Annotated in this window: 15 protein-coding genes and 2 pseudogenes; 6 read left to right on the plus strand and 11 right to left on the minus strand. The window is 66.9% G+C overall.

Annotation, left to right across the window (positions count from 1 at the left end):
- The first annotated feature begins 269 nt into the window (after positions 1–269).
- Positions 270–545, plus strand: coding sequence for a DUF167 domain-containing protein (locus OHA18_RS41080; protein ID WP_329000821.1), 276 nt, complete (start codon positions 270–272; stop codon positions 543–545).
- A gap of 18 nt (positions 546–563) precedes the next feature.
- Here the strand turns inward: OHA18_RS41080 and OHA18_RS41085 are convergent, their stop codons facing one another.
- The 9 genes and pseudogenes from OHA18_RS41085 to OHA18_RS41125 all read right to left on the minus strand — a co-directional run.
- The gene (locus tag OHA18_RS41085) at positions 564–908 is read right to left on the minus strand and encodes a hypothetical protein (protein ID WP_329000822.1); all 345 of its coding nucleotides are present in this window, start codon (positions 906–908) and stop codon (positions 564–566) included.
- A 258-nt stretch (positions 909–1166) separates the two neighbouring features.
- On the minus strand, positions 1167–1454 hold the full coding sequence (locus OHA18_RS41090) for a hypothetical protein (RefSeq protein ID WP_329000823.1): 288 nt from the start codon (positions 1452–1454) through the stop codon (positions 1167–1169).
- Entirely contained in the window at positions 1451–2959 is a 1509-nt protein-coding gene (locus OHA18_RS41095) for a hydrogenase large subunit (RefSeq protein ID WP_329000824.1), read from the minus strand. The genes OHA18_RS41090 and OHA18_RS41095 overlap by 4 nt, the downstream gene beginning before the upstream one ends.
- Positions 2956–4446 (minus strand): proton-conducting transporter transmembrane domain-containing protein, encoded by a 1491-nt coding sequence (locus tag OHA18_RS41100; protein WP_329000825.1) that lies wholly within the window; start codon positions 4444–4446, stop codon positions 2956–2958. Before OHA18_RS41100 ends, OHA18_RS41095 begins: the two co-directional genes overlap by 4 nt.
- 16 nt (positions 4447–4462) lie before the next feature.
- Positions 4463–5107 carry a hypothetical protein gene (locus OHA18_RS41105; protein ID WP_329000826.1) on the minus strand — a complete coding sequence of 215 codons (645 nt, stop codon included), beginning with the start codon at positions 5105–5107 and terminating at the stop codon, positions 4463–4465.
- Between the two features lie 5 nt (positions 5108–5112).
- The gene (locus tag OHA18_RS41110; protein ID WP_329000827.1) at positions 5113–6051 is read right to left on the minus strand and encodes a respiratory chain complex I subunit 1 family protein; all 939 of its coding nucleotides are present in this window, start codon (positions 6049–6051) and stop codon (positions 5113–5115) included.
- Positions 6048–8069, minus strand: coding sequence for a proton-conducting transporter transmembrane domain-containing protein (locus tag OHA18_RS41115; protein ID WP_329000828.1), 2022 nt, complete (start codon positions 8067–8069; stop codon positions 6048–6050). Before OHA18_RS41115 ends, OHA18_RS41110 begins: the two co-directional genes overlap by 4 nt.
- Entirely contained in the window at positions 8066–8539 is a 474-nt protein-coding gene (locus tag OHA18_RS41120; RefSeq protein WP_329000829.1) for an NADH-quinone oxidoreductase subunit B family protein, read from the minus strand. Before OHA18_RS41120 ends, OHA18_RS41115 begins: the two co-directional genes overlap by 4 nt.
- Before the next feature lie 5 nt (positions 8540–8544).
- Positions 8545–9018 (minus strand): annotated as a pseudogene (locus tag OHA18_RS41125) (ArsR/SmtB family transcription factor); the annotation flags it as partial.
- On the opposite strand from OHA18_RS41125, the gene OHA18_RS41130 reads away from it, so the two are divergent.
- The 4 genes from OHA18_RS41130 to OHA18_RS41145 all read left to right on the plus strand — a co-directional run bounded on the left by OHA18_RS41130 (position 9017) and on the right by OHA18_RS41145 (position 12529).
- On the plus strand, positions 9017–9202 hold the full coding sequence (locus OHA18_RS41130) for a hypothetical protein (protein ID WP_329000831.1): 186 nt from the start codon (positions 9017–9019) through the stop codon (positions 9200–9202). The pseudogene OHA18_RS41125 and the gene OHA18_RS41130 overlap by 2 nt on opposite strands.
- Before the next feature lie 32 nt (positions 9203–9234).
- A complete protein-coding gene (locus OHA18_RS41135) occupies positions 9235–9420 on the plus strand; it encodes a hypothetical protein (RefSeq protein WP_329000832.1) in 186 nt (61 codons plus the stop codon).
- Between the two features lie 218 nt (positions 9421–9638).
- Positions 9639–9989 (plus strand): Rieske (2Fe-2S) protein, encoded by a 351-nt coding sequence (locus tag OHA18_RS41140; protein WP_329000833.1) that lies wholly within the window; start codon positions 9639–9641, stop codon positions 9987–9989.
- A gap of 365 nt (positions 9990–10354) precedes the next feature.
- Positions 10355–12529 (plus strand): hypothetical protein, encoded by a 2175-nt coding sequence (locus tag OHA18_RS41145; RefSeq protein WP_329000834.1) that lies wholly within the window; start codon positions 10355–10357, stop codon positions 12527–12529.
- 70 nt (positions 12530–12599) lie between these two features.
- On the opposite strand, the pseudogene tal reads toward OHA18_RS41145, so the two are convergent.
- Positions 12600–13448 (minus strand): annotated as a pseudogene (tal, locus tag OHA18_RS41150) (transaldolase); the annotation flags it as partial.
- Between the two features lie 17 nt (positions 13449–13465).
- Here tal and OHA18_RS41155 point away from each other — a divergent pair.
- Positions 13466–13792 carry a hypothetical protein gene (locus OHA18_RS41155; protein WP_329000835.1) on the plus strand — a complete coding sequence of 109 codons (327 nt, stop codon included), beginning with the start codon at positions 13466–13468 and terminating at the stop codon, positions 13790–13792.
- 627 nt (positions 13793–14419) lie between these two features.
- Here OHA18_RS41155 and OHA18_RS41160 read toward each other — a convergent pair.
- Positions 14420–15124 carry a hypothetical protein gene (locus OHA18_RS41160; protein ID WP_329000836.1) on the minus strand — a complete coding sequence of 235 codons (705 nt, stop codon included), beginning with the start codon at positions 15122–15124 and terminating at the stop codon, positions 14420–14422.
- Positions 15125–15150 lie beyond the last annotated feature (26 nt).

Raw genomic sequence — 15150 nt, forward strand, 5'->3', positions numbered from 1 at the left:
CGAAGATGTCGAGGATTTTGCCGGTGCTCAGCGCAGCCACCGGCGGAAAGATGCCAATCTGGCCTCTGACCTGGCGTTTCTCTGCTCATCAGCACCCGGCGCTGATCGACACTTGTCAGCGTCCCACGGAGCAGTGACGGAGCAGAGAATGTAGGCCATGGCGTGCATGAAGTGGATCCGTTCGCATGGCACGGCGGGGCCGGACAGGTGCCAGGAACTGATGAGACGGCGTTGCGATCACCGGGTCTCTATCAGGCGAGAATTCTGTCATGCGAGTTCTGCTGCGAGTCAAGCCAGGTGCCTCCCGCACCGTCGTCGGCGGCCGGTACGACGGCCCGGCCGGTCCCGCCCTGGTGGTCGCGGTAGCAGCCCGGGCAGTGGACGGCCAGGCGACAAAGGCGGCCTTGGAGGCGGTCGCGGCGGCTTTCGGCGCCCGACGCTCTGCGGTGACACTTGTGCGAGGCGCGACCAGCCGCGACAAACTGGTCGACGTTGAGGGCGACGTCAGCGAGCTTCGGCCGAGGCTCGAAAAACTTCTCGACTGAGCGACGTCGACGCCGCGGTCAGCGCAGCGTGTCGAGCTTTTGCCTCGCCGCCGTGAGGCCTTCTGCCGCTTGGTTCAGGTGGCTCAGCGCAGCAGTCAGATCGGCATCGGCTTCCTCGAGGACGCTGGAATCTCGCCCCGCCTCGTTGCGGACCGGCCGCGGATGAATCAAACCGGCGAAGCGCGACAGGTCAAACGACCCCATCAACAGCGCAGCCGTCGACATCAGCGTCCGCAGTTCGTGAAACTCGGCCACCAGTACCTTCGCCGCCACGTCGTCCACCGGCCGGCGCCGCAGTACCTCGACGGCGCGGCGCAACGCCGCGCCCGCCTCCTGCAGCGAGTCTTCCGCACTCTCCGACACCGCCCTACCCCTCCCTCGACCCTCATCGCCACGCCGAGCATCGAGGCAGCAACGCCATCAGACCAGCGATCAACTGGCAAGTGCTCCACCAGGCCGTGCACGAATTGTGACCATGCCACTTCGCGCAGGTACGCCTTCGCTCCCCTCTCCACGGACAGCTCGCCACCGGCAACGTCAGGCGCGACTAGCAACAGTTGCCTCTCGGCGGCCCGCGAAGCGCTGCCGACGCCGGTCGACCAGGCCCGCGCTCTGGCTCGGTCAGAAGATGTAGAAGCCGGTGACGGCGGTTGGGAGGAGGCCGAGAACCAGCCAGAGTGAGAGAGGTGAGCGCTGGTGGATCAGTCGTATGCCGGCGGTTGTGAGTACGCCGATGACGCCGGACATGATCCACAGGCCGACGCCTCGGCCGTGATCGGTCTTGGCCACGCCGATGCTGTAGACGGCGAGCGTAATGGCGGGGACGCTGCCGACGTGGAAGAGGATGACCGAGGCGACCCACCGCTGGACGGTTTCGATCTTCATCGGGCGCGGAGTTCGTCGTTTCATAGGTCGTTCCCTGCGTAGGAGAGGTTGAAGCTCTTGTTGGTCAAGGGGAAATCGGGGACGATCGTGTCGGCCAGCGCCACCGGCAGAGCCGGCCAGTTGAAGAAGGACGGGTCGACGATCTTCAACCGGGAGACGGTGCCGTCCGCGTCGCACTCGACCCGGTGCACGATGGTCCCGCGCCACCCTTCGACCAGCCCGACACCGGACGAGCGGCCAGCGGCGAGCCAGGTCGGCTTGGTGGTCTCCGCGCTGAGCGGTGGCCAGGTCTCGAGGAGTTGGGTGAGCAGGGCAACGGAGTTGTCGATCTCGTCGACCCGCGTGAGGAGCCGGGCGAGCACATCTCCGTCAGTGTGTGCGGCTGCGACAACGCCAGCTGTCAGCTCAGTGAACGGGTGGTCGCGACGGGCGTCGTGATCGATCCCACTCGCGCGGGCGACGTACCCCAGAGTGCCGATGTCGCGGGCCTGGTCAAGACTCAGCACGGCCGTGCCGGTCATGCGGTCCAGTACGACGCTGTTGTCTAGTGCGATGTCGACGATCTGCTTGATGTCGGCCGCGATCGCTGTCAGGACCTCGGGTTCGGGAAGGGCACGGACGCGCGTCGCACCGGGCGTGATCGCGCCCCGGAGCAGGCGGTGACCGGTGACGTGCTTGTTGAGCCGGAGTAGCTGCTCGCGGATCCGCTGAGCGTGAGCGTTGGCGATGCCGTACCCGACGTCGTTGCAGAGGGCACCGATATCGGTGACATGGTTGTAGAGCCGTTCAAGCTCGAGCAGGATCGCCCGCAGTACCTGGGCCTGTGGCGAGACCGCCCAGTCCCGCGCCTCCTCGACGGCGAGGCTGAACGCGAGGGCGTGGCCGGCTGTCGTATCGCCCGATACCCGTTCGGCCAATGGGAGGACGTCGGCGATCAGTTTGCCTTCGGCAAGCTTCTCGATGCCCTTGTGGACGAACCACAACCTCGCCTTCAGCTTCAGGATGGTCTCGCCGACGACGGAGAACCGGAAATGCCCCGGCTCAATCAGGCCGGCATGGATCGGGCCGACCGGGATCTCGTAGACCCCCGTCCCGGCGACCGTGATGAACGGGTACGGCTCATCGATGTCCCCGAAGGCCGGCGGCGGCCCGGCATCACGGCGCATCGGATACCAGGCCTCCGGCCAGTGCTGATGCAGCACGAGCCGTCGGAGCAACGGATGGTCGGTCACCTCGATGCCGAACAGATCGTGCAACTCGCGCTCGAACCGCCCCGCCGGGAACGACAACGCGGCAAGACTGGGGATCTGGGGAGCGGACCGGCTGGTCGTCAGGAACAGCTCGACGCGACGATCGGGTTGGCCTGCCACGAACAGATAGACCACGCGGAACGCATCCGGGTCGTCGTGGCCCGAGATCAGGGCGAGGCGATAGCCGTTGGCCAGCAGCGTCTCGGCACGGTCAGCCAGGGTCGCTGCGGTGACGCTGGACTGGCGACGATTCGGATAGGTCCTCGGGTCAGGGCTCATCGAGTCGCCACGATCAGGCTGGCACTGTGCAGAAGGGGACCGAGCGGCCAATTGACCAGACCCAGGACTGCGACGATCACGAGACCCGCGAGCAGCGGCGCTGCGGTGGACACCCGGAGCGCGGCTCTCGGTTCTCCGGTAGAAGCCCCGAGCAGGATGCCTGCTGCCTTGGTCGCGACTGCGACGAAGATGACGAGCAACAGGACGAGTACGGCGGCTGCGACCCAGCCCAGCTCGGCTGCGAACCCGGCGCGGATCAGACCGATCTCGCTGACGAACAGACTGAACGGCGGCAATCCGAGGAGCGCTGCCAGCCCAGCGGCGAACACTCCGGCAAGCACCGGCGCACGAAGGAACAGTCCGCGGACCTGGTCGATTCGCGTGGTGCCTTCGCGGGCGAGGATTTCCCCGGCACCGCAGAACAGCACAGCCTTCCCCAGCCCGTGCCCGACGATGTGGAGCAACACCGCGGCGATCGCCAGCGGCGTACCGATCGCGACCCCGATCGCGGCCAGCGCCATGTGCTCGATACTCGAGTAGGCCAGCAGTCGCTTGTAGTCGCGCTGAGCAACGAGCAGCCCGGCCGCCAGCAGCAGCGAGGCGAGTGCGACCGCGATCAACAGACCACGTACGAAGCCCACACCGACGTTCTCGACAGCGATCACGCGGTACCGGGCGAGAGCATAGATCGCGACCGGGAGCAGTACGCCGGACATCAGCGCGGACACCGGCGCGGGTGCTTGGCTGTGCGCGTCCGGCAGCCAACTGTGCAACGGCACCAGGCCCGCCTTCGTGCCGAACCCAAGCACCAACAGTGCGAACGCGAGCCGCATGACCCCCGGATCGAGGTCAGCCGCGTGCGCGACCAACTGGGTCCAGTCGAGCGTTCCGTGCTCAGCAATCCCCGCGTGCCTGGCGGCGTAGTTCACCAGAACCGTGCCCAGGTAGGCGAGCGCAATGCCGACCGAGCAGATGATCACGTACTTCCAGGTCGCCTCAAGCGACTTCCTGGTACGGCGATGTCCGACCAGGAACGCGGTGACGATCGTGGTGGCCTCCACCGCCGCCCAGAGCAGCCCCAGGTTGTTCGCCAGCACCGCAAGCACCATGGCCGCTATGAACAGGGGCACAAGTACGCCGTACCTTCGAGCCCCGGTCGCATCGGTATGCCCTGCGTCGAGTTCGTCGTCGATGTACCCGAGCCCGGACCAGGTGGCGATGATCCCGACAGAACCGATGACGATCAGCATCACTCCGGAGAGAGCATCGATCCGCAACCAGTTGCCGGCCGTGATCACGCCGCCATCCGTTGTCCACACCGCCGTACCGACCCCGATAGCCAGGACGACGGCGGCAGCGGCGATCGTTCCCACTGCCACCGAGCGTCGCCACCCCATCAGAACCGTCGCGGCGGCTGCAGCGACCGGCGCGGCGATTGGCGCCGCGACCAGCAGTACGGCCGCACCACCCGTGAGATCGGCGGTCATTGGCCCTCGCCCCCCATCAGTCGTGCAACTCCCGGAGCTCGTCGATGTCGGTCCCGCCGAAGGTCTCTCGCAGTCGTGCCGTCAGCACCTGCAGGACGAGCACGACCAGCAGTACGTCGAGTGATACGGCGAGCTCGACGATGCCCGGCACACCGCCGGTGATCAGGAACGCGGTCGTCGCGATCCCGTTGTCGAGCAGCAGGAAGCCGACGATCTGCGACAGCGCGCGTCGACGGGTGACAAGGACGAAGAACCCGAGCAGGACCATCGCCAGCCCGACCGGAACCGCCTGGGTCTCGGCCGTCGGCGCAAGCCGGACAATCGGTCGGCTCGCCGCGTAGGCAAGCAGAATCAACAGAGCGGCGGCAACAATCGAGGCGGTCACGTTGATCAACGGTTCGGTCTCGCGGGCCTCGCCGCTGTCCCGCAGTACTCGTCGAAGGATTCTCGGGACCACGACCGCTTTCAGGACCAGGACCCCGACCGCGACCACTCCCAGCTCGACACTGTCCAGCCGTACGGCGAGGATTCCGGCCAGTACGCCGAGCAGAGTCCCCTGCACGACCAGCAGACGCACGATCGCGGAGAGCTCACGACGCCAGAGCACCATCACCGAAGACATGAGCAGGCCGCCGCAGACCAGATAGAGCCATTGAGTCATCACGATCACGCCAGGAAGAAGGACGACGAGACGGCCAGGACCCCGAACAAGAACGAACCGGCGAGCAGCTCAGGCACCCGGAACAGCCGCAGTTTCGCCATGAACACCTCACCGGCCGCCAGGACCGCTCCGAGTACGGCGATCTTCACCACGAACGCGCCGACACCGATCAGCAACGGCACCGGCGCCGCGGTCGTGGCGACTCCCCAGGGCAGAAAGAGGTTCGCCCACAATCCGAGAAGGACGGTCAGCCGGAGCGCGGACGCGAACTCGACCAGCGCGAGGTCGCGGCCGGAGTACTCCAGCACCATCGCCTCGTGGATCATCGTCAACTCGAGGTGCGTCGACGGATTGTCGACCGGCAACCGACCGGCCTCCGCCATCACGACCACAGCGAGTGCAACAGCAGCGAGCAGCGCCGCGGGCGACAACACATCTCCCGGCGACTGCTGGCCACGCTCCACGATCGCCGACAGATTGGTCGACCCGACGCGTGCTGACAACGCGAAGCCGGCCAGCAGGATCGTTGGCTCAGCCAGCGCAGCCACAGTGATCTCGCGACTCGCGCCCATCCCGCCGAACGCCGTACCGGTGTCGAGTCCAGCCAATGCCAATGCGACCGTACCAAGGAGCAGCAGCGCGACCACGGCGAACAGATCCGCGACGCCGTTCAAGGGAGAGACCGTGGCAACGAACGGCGTCACCGCCGCGATCACGACCGTCGTCGCCACCAGGACGGCCGGCGCCGCGGCGAACACCCAACTCGATCCCTCAGGTGAGATCGGCTCCTTACGGAACTGTTTGCGCAGATCCCGCCACGGTTGACCGATGCCCGCACCCGCACGTCCCTCGAGCCGAGCCCGGACCTGCCGCATCATGCCGACCAGGTACGGCGCGACCACGATCATCAGGACCAGTTGGATCACCACACCGACCGTGCTCATGTCGTCAACCCCACGACGACCAGAACGACGATCAGGCCGGCCAGTCCGAACGCGAGATACCTGTGCACGCTGCCGTTCTGCAGCCGGCTCAGCACGTTTCCGACCTTGATGCCGCCGGCAATCACCGGCGGATACAACGCAGCTTCGAGCCGGTCGTCGACCCGCTGCCGGTACTCGACGCTCTCGATCAGGTACTGCGACTCCGCGTGATGCGTCACGTTGACGTCCTTCTCAGGCCGCAGTACATCATCGAAGACCCGCGTCAGCGGCTCGGCGAACGACGTCGCCGTGTACTCCATCCGTGGATCCAACCGGGTGCCACCGCACCCCCACACCAGCGACTGACGCCGAGGCAGACCGCGGCGGATCAGCACCACGACCAGCAGGGCTGCCCCCACGAGACCGGCCAGAATCAGCAGCGGAGAGATCTGTCCCTGGACACCAGCCAGACGCAGCGTCACTCCCCCGCGCAGCGGTGCACCATCATGCACTGTCGGCAACGAGCCGAGAACCCTGGTCAACGCCGGCCCGATCGAGGCCGGAGCAATCGCCAAGGCCGCACAACCAAGTGCGGCGAGCACCATCGCCAGGCGCATGATCAGCGGCGATTCCGTCGCGGCCGCCGCCGGCTCCGAACGCGGGCGAGCCAGGAACCCCACCCCGAACGCCTTCACAAGCGTCGCCACCCCTAGGCCGGCGGTCAACGCAACCACCCCGACTGCCAGCGGCATCGCCACCGCGACCACGGTGTCCGCCCCCGGCAGACCATGGATCAACCCCTGCAGCAGCAGCCACTCCGACACGAACCCGTTGCCGGGCGGCAGCGCGGCAGCCGCGAGCGACCCGACGGCGAACAGCGCAGTCGTGGCAGGCATTCGCGACACCAGTCCGCCCAGGCCATCAAGATCACGAATCCCGGTCGATCGCAGTACCGACCCCGCGCCCAGGAAGAGCAACGTTTTGAAGCCGGCGTGATTCAGCGCATGCAGCACCGCGGCGGCGATCAACAAACTCGCCAAGGTGCGATTGCCCTCGGCCGCGAACATGCCACCAGCGCCGACGCCGATCAGGATCAGCCCCATGTTCTCCGTGGTCGAGTAGCCCAGGAGCCGCTTCAGATCCACGGCGACACTTGCCTGCAGTACGCCGTACACCGCCGACAGAGCACCGAAGGTCAGCACGAGCAGCCACCACCACCGCGGACCGCCGCCGAGCAGGTCGAACCCAACCCGCAGGATGCCGTACACACCGAGCTTCACCATCGCGGCCGACATCAATGCCGACACCTGGCTCGGCGCCTCCGGATGCGCCTTGGGCAACCACACATGCAGCGGCACCATGCCGGCCTTCGAACCGAACCCCACGAGGACCAGTACGAAGATCATCGAGCGAGTCGTCGCCGGCAGATGCGCCGCTCGCAACGTGTCGAACGATTCGCCTCCAGCCCGTGATGCGAACAGCACGAGACCGAGCAGGATCGCGACCAGGCCCGCGTGCGTCATCGCGCCGTACCAAACCCCGGCGTCACGCACCGCAGGCCGGAGCCTGTGCTCGGCGAGCACCAGCGCCAGTGAGGTCAGCGCCATCAGTTCCCACAGCACCAGGAACGTCGTCACGTTGCCGGCCGCAGGAACCAGGATCATCGCGGCCACGAACAACGGCAGCAACGCCTGCGCCGTCCGCGAACTCGCGCCCGTCCCGTCAGCGTGACGCCCACCGGTGTAGCCGATGCTGTAGAGCCCGGCAAGGACAGCGACACCGCCGACCAGCACACAGAACACCCCGGACAGCGCATCGACGGCGAGCACCGCTTCACTCAGCGGAAGCAACTGCCGCACCGTCACCGTGAACGGACCTCCGGCGATCGCCAGCACACCTGCCACCACGCCGAAAGCCCCAACGACAGCTGTGGCCAGTCCCGCAACGACGGCTCGCTCTCGGGGGCCGACGACAACAGAACCCAGCGCCCCAACCCCGGCGACCACCAGTACGCCGAGCAGCGCCCAACCGATCGTCATGTGCCGGTCAGATCCCGCAATGCCTCAATGATCTGGGGCGGCTCCGGCGGACACCCTCGTACGACGACATCGACCGGGATCACGTCACTGACCGCGCCCTCGACGCCGTACCCGCCGGCGAACACACCGCAGTCGTGCGCACAATCCCCCACCGCGACGACCCGCTTAGGTGCCGGCGTCGCGTCGTACGCCTTCCGCAACGGCTCCGCCATGTTCCGAGTCACCGGGCCGGTCACGAGCAACACGTCGGCATGCCGCGGTGAAGCGACCAAACGTGCACCGTACCGCTCCGCGTCGTACACCGGGCCGAACGCCGAACCGATCTCCACCTCACACCCGTTACACGACCCCGCATCGACATGCCGCACCTGCACCGAGCCGCGCAGTACGGCGTCTCCCCCGGCATCCCGATCCGGCGCCGGCTCCGCGACCCGACCGGTCTCGCGGATCTTCCGCAGCAGCGCCCTCACCGCGTCGCCCGCCTCACGCGCGACCGCCCGGCCGCCCGCGCGTCCGCCCGCAGGCCGTGCAGCAACTCCGCCTGCTCCGACAACACCGTCGTCAGGATCCGTCGTGCGACCGCGAGTAGCTCAGCAACCTGGGGACTGGTCAGTGAGTAGTAGACCTGTGAACCGTCTTTACGCGTGGCGACGAGCCCGGACCGCCGAAGCACAGCCAGCTGCTGCGACAGATTGGAAGCCTCCAGGCCAACCTCTGCCAGCAACTCTCCGACCGCCATCTCGCGCTCGCTCAACAGCTCCAGCACGCGGATCCGGGCAGGATGCCCCAGCGTCTTGAAGAACTCCGCCTTCAACTGGTGCAGCGGTGTGGTCATCAATCTACCTTCCATCACTCCACGTCGTGCGCAATGCATGCGATCATGAATTGAAAGAATCTGCAACTCTTGTGTACCGTGTGGCCACAGCCCACGCCCGGACGAGGAGACCATGGACACGTTCAGCGCGGAACTGCGACAGCGGATCACCTCCGCCCGCCACGCACTTCGGACAGCCCAGGCAGACGGGGACCTCGACGCCGAGCGCGTCTACTCCGGCGAGCTCGAAAGCCTCCTCCGCCAGGCCCTGGACAACGGCGTCACGGTCCCGGCGGATCCCCCCGAGGACGAGAACTGAGCGAGCCAGATCGAGGCCGACGAGCGGACGCCGTGCTCTACGAGGTGACCTACACCTCGCGCGACCACGACGCGCCAACCCACACAGTCACGGACGCCGCCGGAGTCACCGAACTCGTCCGCCAGGCCGCAGCCACCGGCTCCCGGGTCCTCATCCGCCCGCTGCCGGACAGCGACACGGACGCAGGAGCCCCCGGTAGACGACGCCGGTCCAACTGACGCGGCTCGATGGCCGGCCTGCGTTGACAGGTAGCAACGAAGTCAAAGCGATTCAGGTCGCATCGAGCGACGACGCTCAGCTCCGCACCGTCGCTCGACGAGTCGGCATCCACCGGCGACGAACGTACTGGCCCCGTGCCGCCGACGACTTCAACCCTTGGCAAAGCCGCCGGCCTCACCGATCAGGCCTAGACTTCTGACTAAGGGAAGGAGCCGCCGTGAGCGCACAGCGGGTCGGCACAGTTTCCGATCTCCCGCCCGGCAAAGTGATCGGCGTCGGGCGCTACGCCGTAGGCAACGCGTACGGGAACTACTTCGCCGTTACACGCCGATGTCGGCACCTCGGAGCTGACCTGGCCGGTGGCGCCATCGATGACACCGGCTGTCTGGTCTGCCCCTGGCACCAGTCGACGTACGACGTCATGACCGGCCGAATGGTCCGCGGGCCTCAGGGGGTCCTCGCCAAAGTGCCCGGCTTGGATTTCAGCTACCGCATGCTCACACGAGTACTGCCGCTCGGCCGGACCCGTGTGACCGAACGCGACGGCGAGCTATACATCGGCGACTGAGCAAGACATTCGGTCGGTGTCCCACAGACACCGTCAGGGGCCGGGTCTGCTGCTGATGCTGGTAGCCGCCGCAGGCGTCAGGTGAATAGGCGATCTCCACCTCACCGAAGTCCTCCACACCGATCGGTGCGCCATGACGCTGCACCTGGATGGGGCCGCCCATGAATTCCTCCAGCAGATCGCTGACATCCCCCTGGTGGGCGCCGCCAAGTGACGCTATGCGAGCGATCGTTGCCGGGGCAAGGCTGCCGACCAGTTGCGGCCAGCAACTTCCGGCTCGGGCACGCCGACCGGTCCCGGCCGATTCCGGTCACTCGCCGCGGATCCATGGAGCCCCGGCCGTCTCGCGCTGCTAAGAAGACGACATGACCACGCGCAGGTTGTTCGTGTCCGGTTCTGCTGCCGCCGACGTTACGGGCGTCGCCACCCGCGCCGCGGCGACCCGGACGCCACCGCAGACCTCGGACGACGGTCCGGATCGCCCGATCGACAGAAAGGCTGTGGTCGCCCGGCACCGGGTGGTTCGCGACGCGATCAACGCGCACAGCCCGCTCCAGGTCGGCAACGGCAGCTTCGCGTTCGGGGTCGACGTCACGGGCCTGCAGACGTTCGTGCCGTTCAACACCATGTCGGAGTGGGGATGGCACAGTTTCCCGTTGCCGCCCGGAGAGCAGCCGTCGGACTTCCACGGCGAGGTCTGGGACACCCACGGCCGCGCGGTCGAGTACCCCATCCCGAACCCGGCCCAACCTGAACTGTCCCGCTGGCTCTACGCCAACTCGGCACGCATCAACCTCGGCCGCATCGGTCTGGAGCTCACCCTGCCCGACGGCCGCACCGCCGTCGCCGGCGACCTGACGGGCATCCGCCAGGAACTCGATCTGTGGACCGGCATCATCGACAGCCGCTTCGAGCTCGCCGGCGAGCCGGTGCACGTCCGCACCTGCTGCCATCCTGACCGGGACGCCGTCGCGGTGGAGATCGCCTCGCCACTCGTCGCAGCCAGCCGGCTGGCTGTCTTCTTCGACTTCCCGTACGCCGATCAGCAGGAGTTCGCCGAGCACGTCGGGACCTACTGCGAGCCGGATGCCCATCAAACGACGGCGACGACGCACGCGAACCGTCCCGGCATCACCCATCGGATGGACTCCACCGAGTACCACGTCGAGGTCGCCTGGCAGGGACGCGGCGTCTTCGCGAGCACCGCGGCCAGTCGGCATCGCTACTGCCTCGCCGCGGCCGGCGGTACCGATCGGCTGCACTTCGTCTGCACGTTCGCGCCGGCTCCGGCGGGCCACACTCCGTCGGCGCAGACGTCGCCGGCAGCGAGCTCCGGCGCGACCTTCGCAGCGAGCATTCGCAGCTGGCGACAGTTCTGGCTGTCCGGCGGCGCCGTCGATCTGTCCGAGAGCGAGGACCCGCGCTGGCGTGAGCTCGAGCGGCGAATCGTGCTCTCGCAGTACCTGCTACGTGCCAACGAAGCCGGCTCACTACCACCGCAGGAGTCCGGGCTCGTCAACAACTGCTGGCACGGCAAGTTCCACATGGAGATGTACTGGTGGCACGGCGCGCACTGGGCGCTGTGGAACCGCTGGCCGATTCTCGAGCGCAGCCTGAGCGTCTTCGACCGCTTCCACGACTCGTCACGGGCACGCGCGCAGAAGCAGGGCTTCCGCGGAGCACGGTGGCCGAAGTGCACGACAGCCGACGGGAGCGAGGCGCCACACGTCATCCACGCCCTGCTGATGTGGCAGCAGCCCCACCCACTCTTTCTCGCCGAGCTGGACTACCAGGCGCATCCGACCAAAGCCACGCTGGGGAACTGGCGCGAGATCGTTGCCGACACCGCCGACTTCCTCGCCTCCTGGGCGTTCTGGGACGACAGCACGAGCCGCTACGTGCTCGGCCCGCCGATGCACCTGGTATCGGAGAACACAGATCCCAGGACCACCCAGAACCCCACCTTCGAGCTCTCCTACTGGCGTTTCGGCCTCCGCGTCGCACAACAGTGGCGCGAACGTCTCGGGCTGCCCCGTGATCCGCAGTGGCAGCGAGTCCACGACGGGCTCGCGGCACTGCCGGTACAGGACGACTCCTACGTTCTGCACGAGGGCGTCGAGAACATGTGGACGGTGAAGAACTACGAACACCCAGCGCTGATCGGCGCGTTCGGCTGGCTGCCGGGTGACGGCGTCGACATCCCCACGATGGGCCGCACCGCCGACCGGGTCTTCACCGGCTGGAGGTTCTCCCGCACCTGGGGATGGGACTTCCCGATGCTGGCGATGTGCGCCGCGCGACTCGGGCGCCCCGATGACGCGGTGGACTTCCTGCTCCACCCGTCCGGTGGCTTCCAGTTCGACGACGCCGGACTCGCCACCGGCGGACCGTTTCCCTACTTCCCGAGCAACGGCGCCCTGCTCTACGCCATCGCCTTCATGACCGCAGGCTGGGACGGCTCACCGGACCGCCGCACCCCCGGGTTCCCGGCCGGCGACCGCTGGGTGGTGCGTTCCGAAGGGCTGACCCCAGCCCTGTGAGTTCAGCCGGGCGGAGGTCAACGTCCGGAGCCGGGGAGCCCGCCTTGCAGACCCGTCCACGCAGTCCGGGTTAGAGGTCCGCTTCCCCTGCCAGGTTTGTGAGGTTCGCCAGTACGTCTTGGTATGCCTTGTTGAAGCTGGCGATGCCGTTGTCCTCGAGGGTGCGACCCACGGCAGTCATGTCAATACCGACAGCCGCCAGCCGTCCCATGAGTTCCGCGGCCCGGGCCACACCGTTGTCGACGGTGCGAGCCATCGTGCCATGGTCCTCGAACGCGGAGATGGTTCCTTCGGGCAGCGTCGTGACCGTCTCGGGACCGATGAGTTCCTCAACGTAGCGGGTGTCACGATCCTTGGGGTTCTTGGTGGACGTCGAGGCCCACAACGGACGCTGGACATCCGCACCCAAGCCGGCGAGCCGGTGCCAGCGCTTGGTGGAGAACTGTTCGGTGAACAACCGGTACGCCAGTTTGGCCTGCGCAACAGCGGCTTGCCCCCGCAGAGCCAGCGCCTCATCGGTACCGAGGGCCTCGAGTCGTTGGTCGACCTCGGTGTCGACCCGGCTGACGAAGAACGAGGCGACACTGCTGACAGTCGCGGGATCGCCGCCGTCCGCCGCGAACTTCTCCACACCGGACAGGTAGGCCTCGATGATCTCGGCGTAACGAGACAAAGAGAACAGCAGTGTCACGTTGATGCTGCAGCCTTCACGGGTCAGCGTTTCGACAGCGGCAACTCCTTCAGCAGTCGCGGGAACCTTCACGAGCAGATTGGGCTGGGCGATACGACGCCGTAGCCACCGCGCGGCGTCGATCGTGGCCGAAGCATCGTGAACCAACTCCGGAGACACTTCGACCGACACGAACCCGTCGATGCAGTCACCCCCGTCGAACACCGGACGCAGGATACTCAAGGCCCGGCCGACATCGGAGCGGCATGCCTGTCATCGACGTCACCGGCCGATTGGTCGGCTCGGTCAAGTACGTCAAACACGGTGCACCGGCAGCGGTTGCCGGTCCTGCAGACCCCGACGAGGACCTCGACACCGCGTTCGCGAGAGCACTGACCGAGCGCGAGCCACAGATCGACAGGGAACTCGCCGAAGACCTCATCAGCCAAGGCTTCCTCAAGGTGACTGGCGCGGGGGCGATGGACAACGACCTCTATCTGCTCGCCGGCCAGATCGCGGTCGCCGACGAGGACGCCGTACGGCTGTCTTCCTCGGTCGACGAACTCGCGGTCGAGCGTGGGAACTGGATCTGACCCTTGCAGATCTACTCGGTTACCTGGTCAACCGTGGCAGCACTGGCTGACCGGACCCCGGCGTACAGACTCAACCGATCGAGTGCCGATGGCCGATGTCGCTGACAGTGAACTGGAGAAGTGGAGCGAGTCGGAACTGTACGCCGTCTGGTGTGCGAGCAAAACCGAGATCGACCGGACCGTAGGAGCAGCTCGGGCGGTGACAGCCGCGCGGGCACGCCAGCTCTTGCTCGCCGAGATCGAGCGGAGATACCCGACCCAGACCTGCGCATGGCTGTCCTCCGACGCCGCCCTGACCGGTGAACCGCCACACTTCCTGCGTACGAACACCGCCTCGACAGTTTGCTCGAGGCCGTCGGCGTCGTGCAACTCCACGGCAAGATTCACGAACGTCTCCGCCACCGACAACCCGACGGCATCGGGGTCGGGCCTCTCGGGATCGCGCACCCAGGCGTTGCATTCGATCCAAACTGCGCCAAGGCTCCTCCTCGCTCGCCACGTGATTCACGCAGCAACGCGGCGCCGGCGTTGCCGCGATCCGTTGTCTGTAGATGATCGCAGACGCCGACATCGCGGTAGAAGGAGTGGACACGGCGGCTCAAGCCGCTGCCATGAGTTCTGACCCGATCAACTCGGCCCGGGGTCCGGCCTGTGGCCGCGGTCGGCTTGGTGGGTGAAGTAGCGCGTTGGATCGCCGGCGGCGCGCGGGCCAGAGTCGAGCCATTCGGCGAAGGCCTGCGGATCCCGGCGTTCCAATTCGTCGAGGACACGATCACGTGCGCTCACCACCGCGAGTCGCACGTCATCCGTCGGCGACCTCTGCAGGCTGGCGAAAGAATGCCGCCACATCAGGCACAGCTCTTCAACCGGCAGTTCGGAGAAGTCCGTAGGCGGTACGGGCTGCGCTACGGGCACGACCGACACCACGGGCGGCGCGACATCCACGGCAGGCTCAAGTGATTTCACCTGTGGCTCGGACAAGTAGGTCAACGCATGCGGCGACGTACCGGCAATGACCAGCAGCAGAAGGAGAACCAGAGGTCCCACGGCTGCCGCATAGCCGCACACGGCCAGTGCGGCGAGTGCGGCCCGGAGCGACCAGGTGAGGACCGGAACGAGGAGAGATCTCGGCGTCTGATCCTGCGACAGGCCGACACTGAAGTGGATCGAGGCATACATCGCGCCAACCATCGCGAGCACGATCACGTTGCCCGACATACGGATGAAGACCAACGCGCTCGCCACGCCGATTGCCATCAATACGGAGACGGACGCTGCCCAGGCCGTGCGGTACCGCGATCTCCGGCCGACCAGCGTCTCGATCACGGCCATGCACGATCACCCACCGACGGATTCGC

This window comes from Kribbella sp. NBC_00709 (assembly GCF_036226565.1).
Classification (GTDB): Bacteria; Actinomycetota; Actinomycetes; order Propionibacteriales; family Kribbellaceae; genus Kribbella.

Excerpts from the sequence above, each read along its gene's own strand:
- OHA18_RS41090 (WP_329000823.1), bottom strand. The coding sequence starts at position 1,454 with ATGAAACGACGAACTCCGCGCCCGATGAAGATCGAAACCGTCCAGCGG.
- OHA18_RS41110 (WP_329000827.1), bottom strand. The coding sequence starts at position 6,051 with ATGAGCACGGTCGGTGTGGTGATCCAACTGGTCCTGATGATCGTGGTC.
- OHA18_RS41100 (WP_329000825.1), bottom strand. The coding sequence starts at position 4,446 with ATGACCGCCGATCTCACGGGTGGTGCGGCCGTACTGCTGGTCGCGGCG.
- OHA18_RS41115 (WP_329000828.1), bottom strand. The coding sequence starts at position 8,069 with ATGACGATCGGTTGGGCGCTGCTCGGCGTACTGGTGGTCGCCGGGGTT.
- OHA18_RS41095 (WP_329000824.1), bottom strand. The coding sequence starts at position 2,959 with ATGAGCCCTGACCCGAGGACCTATCCGAATCGTCGCCAGTCCAGCGTC.
- OHA18_RS41080 (WP_329000821.1), top strand. The coding sequence starts at position 270 with ATGCGAGTTCTGCTGCGAGTCAAGCCAGGTGCCTCCCGCACCGTCGTC.
- OHA18_RS41145 (WP_329000834.1), top strand. The coding sequence starts at position 10,355 with ATGACCACGCGCAGGTTGTTCGTGTCCGGTTCTGCTGCCGCCGACGTT.
- OHA18_RS41155 (WP_329000835.1), top strand. The coding sequence starts at position 13,466 with ATGCCTGTCATCGACGTCACCGGCCGATTGGTCGGCTCGGTCAAGTAC.
- OHA18_RS41105 (WP_329000826.1), bottom strand. The coding sequence starts at position 5,107 with ATGACTCAATGGCTCTATCTGGTCTGCGGCGGCCTGCTCATGTCTTCG.
- OHA18_RS41160 (WP_329000836.1), bottom strand. The coding sequence starts at position 15,124 with ATGGCCGTGATCGAGACGCTGGTCGGCCGGAGATCGCGGTACCGCACG.
- OHA18_RS41130 (WP_329000831.1), top strand. The coding sequence starts at position 9,017 with ATGGACACGTTCAGCGCGGAACTGCGACAGCGGATCACCTCCGCCCGC.